At 68.9% G+C, this 10566-nt stretch carries 5 protein-coding genes; 3 read left to right on the top strand and 2 right to left on the bottom strand.

What is annotated here, in order from left to right:
* Position 1 precedes the first annotated feature (1 nt).
* Both BUE42_RS03250 and glpD read right to left on the bottom strand, forming a co-directional pair.
* Positions 2–1072, bottom strand: coding sequence for an ABC transporter ATP-binding protein (locus BUE42_RS03250; protein WP_073462653.1), 1071 nt, complete (start codon positions 1070–1072; stop codon positions 2–4).
* On the bottom strand, positions 1063–2631 hold the full coding sequence (gene glpD, locus BUE42_RS03245) for a glycerol-3-phosphate dehydrogenase (RefSeq protein WP_073462652.1): 1569 nt from the start codon (positions 2629–2631) through the stop codon (positions 1063–1065). The genes BUE42_RS03250 and glpD overlap by 10 nt, the downstream gene beginning before the upstream one ends.
* Before the next feature lie 181 nt (positions 2632–2812).
* Here glpD and BUE42_RS03240 point away from each other — a divergent pair, with 181 nt between their 5' ends.
* From BUE42_RS03240 to BUE42_RS03230, 3 genes are all read left to right on the top strand, one after another.
* Positions 2813–3577 (top strand): DeoR/GlpR family DNA-binding transcription regulator, encoded by a 765-nt coding sequence (locus BUE42_RS03240; RefSeq protein ID WP_073462651.1) that lies wholly within the window; start codon positions 2813–2815, stop codon positions 3575–3577.
* 13 nt (positions 3578–3590) lie between these two features.
* Positions 3591–5093 carry a glycerol kinase GlpK gene (gene glpK / locus BUE42_RS03235; protein WP_073462650.1) on the top strand — a complete coding sequence of 501 codons (1503 nt, stop codon included), beginning with the start codon at positions 3591–3593 and terminating at the stop codon, positions 5091–5093.
* A 289-nt stretch (positions 5094–5382) separates the two neighbouring features.
* The gene (locus BUE42_RS03230; RefSeq protein ID WP_073462649.1) at positions 5383–10512 is read left to right on the top strand and encodes a choice-of-anchor D domain-containing protein; all 5130 of its coding nucleotides are present in this window, start codon (positions 5383–5385) and stop codon (positions 10510–10512) included.
* Positions 10513–10566: the final 54 nt, after the last annotated feature.

Raw genomic sequence — 10566 nt, 5'->3', positions numbered from 1 at the left:
CTCAGATGCCCTCCCGGTTCGGGGCCACCAGCAACCGGCCCGCAGAATCGAACACGTGTACCTGCGCCGCGTTCAGGTACAGCGTCACCGCTTCGCCCAGCGTGAACTGGTGAACGCCGGTCAGCTGCGCGACCAGCTCGCCGATCGGCGTGTCGACGTGCACGAAGGTGTCGGAGCCGGAGATCTCGGCCAGCTCGACCTTGCCCGGCAACGCCACATCGCCATCGCGCTGGTGGACCCGCAACGCGCTCGCGCGGATGCCGATCGTCAGCGCCGGCGTGCTCGAGGCCGGCAGCGGCACCGAGAGGTTCACGCCCGCCTGCAGCGAGACACCGATCGTCGCGTGCGTGCCCTCGACCAGGTTCATCGGCGGATCGCTGAACGCACGCGCGACGCGGATCGACTGCGGCCGGTGGAACACCTCCGCGGTCGGGCCGTACTGCAGCAGCTCGCCGGCATCCATCACCGCGGTGTAGCCGCCGAGCAGCAAGGCCTCGGTCGGTTCGGTGGTCGCATACACGACGGTCGATTCGCCCGCCGCGAACAGCTGCGACAGCTCGTCGCGCAGTTCCTCGCGCAGCTTGTAGTCCAGGTTCACCAGCGGCTCGTCGAGCAGCATCAACGGCGCCTTCTTCGCGAGCGCCCGTGCCAGGGCCACGCGCTGCTGCTGTCCGCCCGACAGCTCGGCCGGCAGCCGCTTCAGGAACGGCTCGATGTGCAGCCGCTTCGCCAGCTCCTGCACGCGCTCGGCGATGCCCTTCTCGCCGCGCAGCTTCAGCGGCGACGCGATGTTGTCGGCCACCGTCATCGACGGGTAGTTGATGAACTGCTGGTAGACCATCGACACGTTGCGCTCGCGCACCGGCAGGCCGGTCACGTCGCGGCCGTCGGCCAGCACACGGCCTTGCGTCGGCGTGTCCAGCCCCGCCATCACGCGCATCAGCGAGGTCTTGCCGGCCTGGGTCGCGCCCAGCAGCACGGTCACCGCACGCGGGACCAGGGTCAGGTCCAGCGGGTAGAGGTGGGTCTGCGCACCGACCTGCTTGCCGATGCGCTCCAGCGTCAATTCCATGAGGTCTCCGAAGGTCTCGTCTGCGGCGCCGCGGTGGGCGTGCCGCGCCAGTGTTGCGCGCACCAGAGAGCGACTTGCTCGCGCTGGGCCGGTGTCAGGTGCAGGCCGAGCTTGGTGCGGCGCCACAGCACGTCGTCGGGCTCGCGCGCCCATTCGTGGTCGTGCAGGTAGGCCAGTTCGGCCTCGTGCAGCCCGGGCACCACCTCGGCGCCGGGGCCGTTCGCCAGCAGCACCTGCACGCGCGAGCCGTAGCAGCGCGCCAGGCGGTGGCGCATGGCGGCCGGCAGCTGCGGGTGGCGCAGCGCGAAGGCCTGCTCGAAGCGCGCGAAGTCGGTGTCGGGGCGCTGCGGGTCGCCGATCCACACGCTGAGGTCGCCACCGGGCAGGAAGGCGCCGGCCGTCCACGCGCCGCGCGTCGTGCCGAGTGGCGTGGCCAGCAGGTCGGCGGCCTCTTCGGCCAGCTTGCGGAAGGTCGTGATCTTGCCGCCCCACACCGACAGCAGCGCCGCCTTCGAGGTGTCGAGCTCGAGCGAGTAGTCGCGCGTCACCGCCGACGGGTCGCCCGATTCGTCGTCGAGCAGCGGCCGCACGCCGGAGTACGTCCACACCACGTCGGCCGGCAGCACCGGCTTCGCGAAATAGCGGCTCGCCTGTTCGCACAGGTAGGCGATCTCGCTGTCGTCGATGCGGGCGTCGCCGATCGCGCCGTGGTGCTCGACGTCGGTGGTGCCGATCAGCGTGAACTCGCCGTCCTGGTAGGGAATCGCGAAGATGATGCGGCGGTCCGGGTTCTGGAAGATGTAGGCGTGGTCGTGGTCGAACAGCTTCTTCACGACGATGTGGCTGCCCTTCACCAAGCGCAGCGACTTGGCGCGCGGCGCGTGCGTGCCTTCGGCGAGGAACTGCGCGGCCCACGGCCCGGCAGCATTCACCAGCGCGCGCGCATTCAGCGTGTGCGTGCGGCCGTCGCCCGCTTGCAGCGTGACGCGCCAGGTGCTGTCGCCGCGCTGCGCATCGATGCAGCGCCAGCGCGTCAGCACCGTCGCGCCGCGGTCGGCCGCGTCGCGGGCGTTCAGCACCACCAGCCGCGCATCGTCGACCCAGCCGTCGGAATAGACGAAGCCGCGGGTGTACTGCGGCTTCAGCGGCGCGCCGGCCGGGTGCTCGCGCAGCGACACCGTGCGCGAGCCGGCCAGCACCTCGCGCTTGGCGAGGTGGTCGTACAGGAACAGCCCGGCGCGGATCATCCACACCGGCCGCATGCTGGCGTCGTGCGGCATCACGAAGCGAAGCGGCCACATGATGTGCGGGGCGCCCTTCAGCAGCACCTCGCGCTCGGCCAGCGCCTTGCGCACCAGCGAGAACTCGTAGTACTCCAGGTAGCGCAGGCCGCCGTGGATCAGCTTGGTCGAGGCCGACGAGGTGTGCTGCGCGAGGTCGTCCTTCTCGCACACCAGCACGCGCACGCCACGGCCCGCCAGGTCGCGCGCAATGCCGGCGCCATTGATGCCGCCGCCCACGACGAGCACGTCCACGTCAGCCGGCAATGGTTGATTCAAGAAATCGTCTCCTGGCCCATCGACACCTCGCCGTCGGCGAGGTTCGTGTTGTTGTTCGGTGCAGTGTTCGGTTGCGTTCGTTTGTGATCTTCTTTTTTCGTTTTATGCGAAAAACGAAAGTGATGCAACCCAGGAAATCCAGCATCTGTTTTCGTTCGGGCATTCGGTACCCTCCGCCGCCATGACCCCGAACCCGCGCCAATCGCTGCTGCTCGACGAGGTGCGCGCGCGCGGCACGGCCACGGTGGAGGCGCTCAGCGACCAGTTCGGCGTGACGCTGCAGACGGTGCGGCGCGACGTGAAGCTGCTGTCCGATGCCGGGCTGCTGGCGCGCTTCCATGGCGGCGTGCGGCTGCCCAGCTCCACCACCGAGAACATCGCCTATCGGCAGCGCCAGCAGCTCAACGAGCAGGCCAAGCAGCGCATCGCGCGCAGCGTGGCGCAGGGCGTGCCCGAGGGCTGCTCGCTGATCCTGAACATCGGCACCACCACCGAGGCCATTGCGCGCGAGCTGATGCGCCACAAGGGGCTGCGCGTGATCACGAACAACCTGAACGTCGCGGCGATCCTGTCGGACAACCCGGACTGCGAGGTCATCGTGGCTGGCGGCGTGGTGCGCTCGCGCGACCGCGGCATCGTCGGCGAGGCGACGGTGGATTTCATCAAGCAGTTCAAGGTCGACATCGGGCTGATCGGCATCTCGGGCATCGAGAGCGACGGCACGCTGCGCGACTTCGATTTCCGCGAGGTGAAGGTGGCGCGCGCGATCATCGAGCAGTCGCGCCAGGTGTGGGTGGCAGCCGACCACAGCAAGTTCAACCGGCCGGCGATGGTGCAGGTGGCCGGCTTTGCCGAGATCGATGCGCTGTTCACCGACCAGGCGCCGCCCGAGCCTTTCCCTTCCCTGTTGGCCGATGCGGGCGTCCAATGCGAGGTCGCCGCCTGAGCTTCATCACGCCATGAGCACACCGAAATTCCTGCTGGCCCTCGACCAGGGCACCTCCAGTTCGCGCAGCATCGTGTTCGACCGCGCCGGCGGCATCGTCGCGATGGCGCAGCGCGAGTTCCGCCAGATCTACCCGCAGCCGGGCTGGGTCGAGCACGATCCGATGGAGATCTGGCACTCGCAGCTCGCGACCGCGAAGGAGGTGCTCGCGAAGGCCCGCATCAGCGCCAGCGACATCGCGTCGATCGGCATCACCAACCAGCGCGAGACCACGGTGGTGTGGAACCGCCGCACCGGCGAGCCGCTGTACAACGCGATCGTCTGGCAGGACCGCCGCGCCGAGCCGACCTGCGCGGCGCTGCGCGAGCGCGGACTCGAGGCCACCTTCCGCGAGAAGACCGGGCTGATCATCGACGCCTACTTCTCCGGCACAAAGCTGAAGTGGATCCTCGACCACGTGGGCGGCGCGCGCGAGGCGGCGTCGCGCGGCGAGCTGGCCTTCGGCACGGTCGATTCGTGGCTGATGTGGCACCTGACCGGCGGCGCGGTGCATGCCACCGACGTCAGCAACGCGTCGCGCACGCTGCTGCTGAACGTGCGCCGCAACACGTGGGACGATGAACTGCTGCAGCTGCTCGACGTGCCGCGCGAGGTGCTGCCGCAGGTGTTCCCATCGAGCCACATGTACGGCCACACGAAGGCCGGGCTGCTGGGCGCCTCGCTGCCGATCGGCGGCGTCGCCGGCGACCAGCAGAGCGCGCTGTTCGGCCAGGCGTGCTTTCGCGCCGGCCTCGCGAAGAACACCTACGGCACCGGCTGCTTCATGCTGATGCACACCGGTGCGCAGTTCCAGACCTCGACCAACGGGCTGATCACCACCAGCGCGGCGCAGCCGACGGCGCAGACCGAATTCGCGCTTGAGGGCAGCGTCTTCATCGGCGGTGCGGTGGTGCAGTGGCTGCGCGACGGGCTGAACGCGATCAAGGCGAGCAGCGAGGTGCAGTCGCTGGCCGAGAGCGTGCCTGATGCCGGCGGCGTGATGTTCGTGCCGGCCTTCACCGGGCTCGGCGCGCCGTACTGGAAGGCGGATGCGCGCGGTGCGATCGTCGGGCTGACGCGCGGCACCACGGTGGCGCACATCGCGCGCGCGGCGCTGGAGAGCATCGCCTTCCAGAGCGCGGCGTTGCTGCAGGCGATGGGGCGCGATGCGGTGGCGGCGGGCGGCGCGCCGGTCAGCGAACTGCGCGTGGATGGCGGGGCTTGCGTCAACAACCTGCTGATGCAGTTCCAGGCCGACCTGCTGGGCATTCCGGTCGTGCGGCCGAAGGTGATCGAGACGACCGCGCTCGGCGCCGCCTCGCTGGCCGGGCTGTCGTGCGGTGTCTACAGCGGGCTCGATGAACTGGCGAGGCAGTGGCAGGTCGAACGCACCTTCCACCCGACGATGTCGCGCGAGCGTTCGCAGGCCTTGATGGCGGAGTGGGAGCGCGCGGTGCGGCAGACGGTGGCGAGCTGAACTAGCAGCAGATTGTGGAGATTGAATGCAGCGATCGCTGGTATCGCGAATTCGCCACACCCCCATCGGAGTGCCTTGACCGGCCTGCGCCCGGTTCATAACGTGCACCCCCACTGCTGACGCACCGACGGTTGCGCGGCACAGCCGAAGTCGCACGATCGATGCGCATGGCGTGGTGCTCGAAGCTCATTGGGGGAAATCCTTGAATCATTCACGTCATGGGGCCGTGGCACGGCCGCGCATGGCTGTTGCGGTGCTTGCCGCGACGGCCGTTCTTTTCGGCGTTCCGATGGCGGCACTCGCGCAGACGGCCGTCACCGTTCAACCGCCGAACCTGTCGGGGCCGGTGGCGGGCAGCCTGGCCGGGCGGGCATCGGTGGGCGCGGGTGCGGCGACGTACTCGGTGTCGATCGCGGTGCCGCCGGGCACGGCGGGTGTGGCACCTGGCGTGTCGTTGAACTACTCGAGTCAGTCCGGCACGGGCACGCTCGGGCGCGGCTGGGCGCTGGGTGGGCAATCGAGCATCGCGCGCTGCGGCAAGACGTTCGCGGTCGATGGCGTGCGCACCGCGGTGTCGTTGAGCACGGCCGACGTGTTCTGCCTCGATGGCCAACGGCTGTTGCCGGTGACCGGCTCGAACGGCAGCGAGTACCGCACGCGCATCGACGGCTTCAGCAAGATCGTTCCCGTCGTCACCGATGCCGCGAAGGGGCCGGACGCATGGACGGTCTACCTCAAGTCGGGCCAGGTGATGACTTATGGCGGCACGGCCGACTCGACGCTCGACGTGCAAGGCGGCACGCGCAACCTGCGCTGGGCGCTGTCGCGCTCGCAAGACCGGCGCGGCAGCTACTACAGCATCGGCTACGCCAAGGACAGCGCGCTCGGCGAGATGGTTCCGGCGCGCATCCGCTACACCGGCAACGACAGCACGGGGCTGGTGCCGTACAACGCGGTCAACTTCATCTATGAGACCCGGCCCGATCCGTGGCAGGGCTACGTGGCGGGCAGCCTGCTGAGTCGCACGCAGCGGCTGAGGGCGATCCAGACGCGCATCGACACGGCCGCCGACGGCAGTGGCGGCACGCTGGTGCGCGACTATCGCGTGGCCTACAGGACCAATCCGATCAACGGGCGCAGCCTGGTCGACGCGATCAGCGATTGCGACGGCGCGGGCAACTGCCTGCCGGCCACGCGCTTCGCGTGGACGGTGCGCGACAGCGCGGCAGAGACCTTCGCGGCGGCCGGCAGCGGCAACTGGGGTGGCCCGGTGCCGCAGCTGCAGGAGCTGAATCCGACGAACCTGGAGCTCGGCAACAAGACGCAGCAGGTGCAGACGCAGGTGCTGATGGGCGACTTCGATGGTGACGGCGCCGCCGACCTGGTGCGCTCGGACGGCAACGGAACGTGGCGCGTGTGCCTGTCGCGGCGCACGACGTTCTCGTGCCAGACCTGGGCCGGCCCGGCCAACGGAGATCGACCGGTGGTCCAGGGCGATTTCAACGGTGACGGCCGCATGGACATCGCGCTGCCGCCGCAGGCGGGACAGCCCAACGCGAGCTGGAGTGTGTGCCTGTCCACCGGCAGCGCGTTCTCCTGCGGCACCTGGAACGGCCCGGCGGCGAGCGTCAACACGGCGCTGGTGGGCGATTTCAATGGCGACGGGCGCGACGACATCCTGTCTGTCGACAAGAACGGCAGCAAGGGCGGCTCCAAGCTGTGTACTGCGATGGCCACGGGCGGTGTCTGCTCCGCCTATGACACCGCCGAGTTCGTGCTGGCCACGCAGACCGATTGGGAGAGCGGGCCGAACATCAAGAAGGTGACCGGCGATTTCAACGGCGACGGGCGCACCGATTTCATCATCACGCAGAAATCGGGCGCCTTCAGCGACGCAAGTGTTTTCCTGTCGACCGACCAAGGGCTGGTGAGGTCCACGCCGATGGGGCAGACCGACTTCTTCCTGCCGGTGATCCCCGACCCCGGCACCACGGTTCTGTCGGACCAGAACGGCGATCCGTACGACAGCTATAGCGACGTGCTCGAATCCCACGTCCTCAATGGCGTGACCTCCGCCAAGATATGTCGCTCGACCGGCGTGTCACTGGCTTGTTCGCCGATTCAGGGCATGACCAGCGGCATCGGGTTCTCGAACGTCGGCGACTTCGATGCGGACGGCCGCGCCGATGCGTATCGCAGTGCGGCGGTCTGCCAGATCGGCGACAGCGCGCCGTACCAGCTCGGTGCCACCTACGGCGGCAGCGTGAACATTGCCTGCCGAGCGTGGACCCCGGCCAGTCCGGGGACTGCGACGGCCTCGTACGTCGGCGACTTCAACGGCGACAGCATCCCGGACCGGGCCTACTACATCGCCGCCAGCAACTCGGCGGGCAGCTGGTATGTGGCGCTGACGGGCAACGGCGGCAGCAGCGACCTGCTCGAGTCGGTGACCGATGGCGAAGGCCAGCAGACGCAGTTCAGCTACAAGCGCATGGATGACGCCAGCGTCTACACGCGTGGTGCCGACGTGGCTTGGCCGCTGCGCAACGTGGTCAGCGGCCCGCCGCTGGTGTCGCAGCGCCGCGTCGCCAACGGCCAGGGCGGCTGGCTCACCACCGACTACCGCTACCAGGGCCTGCGCAGCAACCTGCAGGGGCTGGGTTCGGCCGGCTTCGAGACGATCGAATCGACCGACGCCTCCACCGGCGTGACCACGCTGAGCCGCTTCCGCCAGAACGACCCGTTCATCGGCATGCCGGAGCAGCTCAAGGCGACGCAGGCCAACGGGGTCGTGCTGAGCCAGAGCGACACCACGCCCGCGTCGTTCGCGACAACCGGTGGTGCGCTGTTCACCTACACGAGCAGCAGCACCAGCGCCACGCGCGACCTGGACAACTCGGCGATGGTGACTCGCACGACGCAGGTCAACAGCCCGAACGGCATCGACGCCTTCGGCAACATCACGTCGAGCAGCGAGACGGTGAGCGGCGGCGGCGACAGCTTCACGACCACAACGGTCAACACCTACGACAACCTCAGCGGCCCCTGGCTGATCGGCCTGCTGCGCAAGACGACGGTGACCAAGGCGGCACAGCAGGCGGGCGACGTGGCGGCCACGCCGTCTGCACTGACGTTCTCGGCCTGCAACACGTTGAGCCCGGCGGCGGTGCCGGCGCTGGCGTGGATCAGCTGCACGCTGGGCAACAGCGGACAGACGGTGGCCTCGTCGATCGCATACGCAGCACCGGCCGGTACCACGGTGACCGGGCCGGCGAACTGTTCGGCCAACACCGCCGATTGCGGCGCGGTGGTGCTGAGCTCCGGCGCAGCCGTCGGCATCTACAGCGGCACGCTCAGCGCGACGCCGTCGCCGGCGGGCGGTGCGGCCTCGAAGGCGGTGTCGTTGACGGTGGCCCCGCCCCCGCTGGTCTTCGTGCCGGTGTCCACGCAGTGGGGCGCCATCGGCGCGGCGTCCGACTCGGGCGACTGGCCGACCATCAAGAACAACAGCAGCGTCTCGTTGCTGATCACCGCGCACACGGCGGTCGCGGGGCCGGCGGGAATCTGGTCGTGGCAAGGCCAAGCAGGCTACTGCCAGCCCGGCACCACGGTGCTGGCGCCAGGTGCGTCGTGCCAGACCTTCTTCGGCACCGGGGCCCAGGCGACACCGGGTTCGTACACTGCTGTCGACCAGATCAGCTACCAGGTGGTGGGTGCCACGGGCACGACCTACACGGTGCAGCAGAGCTACGGCTTCTCGGTGGCGACCACCATGCCCAACGTGAGCAGCCTGTCGTTCGGCAACGTGGCGGTGAACACGACGAGCGCGGCACAGAGCCTCACGCTGACGAACAACGCGACGAACGGCGGGACGCTCGCGAACCTGTCGATCACGCTGGCGGGTACGAAGCCGGGGGACTACCCGCTGACGCACACCTGCGGCAGCGCCCTCGCGGCGGGAGCGGCCTGCACGGTGACGGTGAGCTTCAAGCCGACGGCGATCGCCAACGGCATCGGCGCGAGCGTGCAGGTGCTGGGCTCGTACCCGCGGATGCAGGGTGGTGCCAATGGGGGCATCTCCATCGCGAACGGTGTGAACCTGTCGATTCCGGTGGGCGGCAATGGCACCGGCACGGTGGCCACGCTGACCTCGGCCGCGAGCCTCACGGTGCCCGCGACGTGGTACGGCGCGGCCGCGCAGACGGTCACCGCGACATACCGCAACGACGGCAACCTGCCGATGACCTTGGGCACACCCACGCTCGCGGCACCGCTGAGTGTGGCGAGCAACGGCTGCAGCGCGGTGGCGGCCGGGGCGAGCTGCAACCTGGTGATCAACGCGGCGACCAATGTGCAGGGGATCAACCAGAGTCAAGCCTTTGCGCCCAGCGGCGCAACCACCGCACCGGCGACGACGACGGTGAGCTGGACGACGCGCACGGCCGTGCCGCGCTGGGGATCGACGAGCCTGGCCTTCGGCAACGTGGCCGTGGGCAGCAGTGCGACGCAGGGCATCAGCCTGACGAACGACGGCAACACGGCCTACGACTGGGCGACCAATGCGGGCATCGCAAACCTGCCGGCTGGCTTCGGCGTGAACACCGGGAATTGCGGCAACGTCACCCCGGGCGGCAGCTGCACGGCGACGGTGAGCTTCACGCCGAGCGCTGCGGGCAACTACGCGGGCAGCGGATTGACGATGGCAGCGTATTCGTTCAACACCAACACCAACACCTTCAGCGTGTCGGGGACGGGCTACATCCTGCCGGTCATCAGCGTGTCCACGACGTCGATCAGCGGTTCGTCCACGGCTCCGACGGCGGCGGTGGCGAGCACGGCCTACAGCAACAGCGCACCGACCTCCACCACCCTCACGCTGTCGGTGAACGGCGGCATGAGCCTGACGAACAACACCTTGATCTGTGGCGGGGCATCCACCGGATGCAGTGGCATGTGGCAGGTGGTGTCTCCGACGACGGCCGGAACCTACACCGGCACGATCACTGGCACCTCGTCGATGGGAGGTTCGGTGCCGCCGATCTCGGTGACGCTGACGGTGCTACCGACACCGAGCAACACGACGGTGACGGTCAATCCCACGTCGCTGGCGTTCGGATCGCAGGCGATGGACCAGACCTCGGCGGTGCGGACGGTGACGGTGTCCAACACCGGAGCGGCGCCTGCGGCATTGAACTTCACCTGGCCGGCGATCTCCGGCGGGGCGAGTTTCAGTCGACAGGGCGGCACTTGCGTCGCTGGTGCACAGCTCGGCGCGGGCGCGTCGTGCACCGTGGGTGTGGTGTTCATCACGGGCTGCACGGCTGGCACGCTGAACCAGAACATCACGGTCAGCGGCGGCAACTATCCCGCCGCGTCGATCGGGGTGAGCGGCACGATCAAGACGGGGAAGTGCACATGAGCACGATGAAGAACAAGATGGTCCGGGTCGGGATCGCAGCCGCGCTGCTGGCGC

This window comes from Rhizobacter sp. OV335 (assembly GCF_900142965.1).
GTDB lineage: Bacteria > Pseudomonadota > Gammaproteobacteria > Burkholderiales > Burkholderiaceae_C > Rhizobacter.
Note: the sequence above shows the minus strand (reverse complement) of the source record. Positions and strands in the feature narration are given on the sequence as shown.

Excerpts from the sequence above, each read along its gene's own strand:
- BUE42_RS03250 (WP_073462653.1), bottom strand. The coding sequence starts at position 1,072 with ATGGAATTGACGCTGGAGCGCATCGGCAAGCAGGTCGGTGCGCAGACC.
- BUE42_RS03240 (WP_073462651.1), top strand. The coding sequence starts at position 2,813 with ATGACCCCGAACCCGCGCCAATCGCTGCTGCTCGACGAGGTGCGCGCG.
- glpK (WP_073462650.1), top strand. The coding sequence starts at position 3,591 with ATGAGCACACCGAAATTCCTGCTGGCCCTCGACCAGGGCACCTCCAGT.
- BUE42_RS03230 (WP_073462649.1), top strand. The coding sequence starts at position 5,383 with ATGGCGGCACTCGCGCAGACGGCCGTCACCGTTCAACCGCCGAACCTG.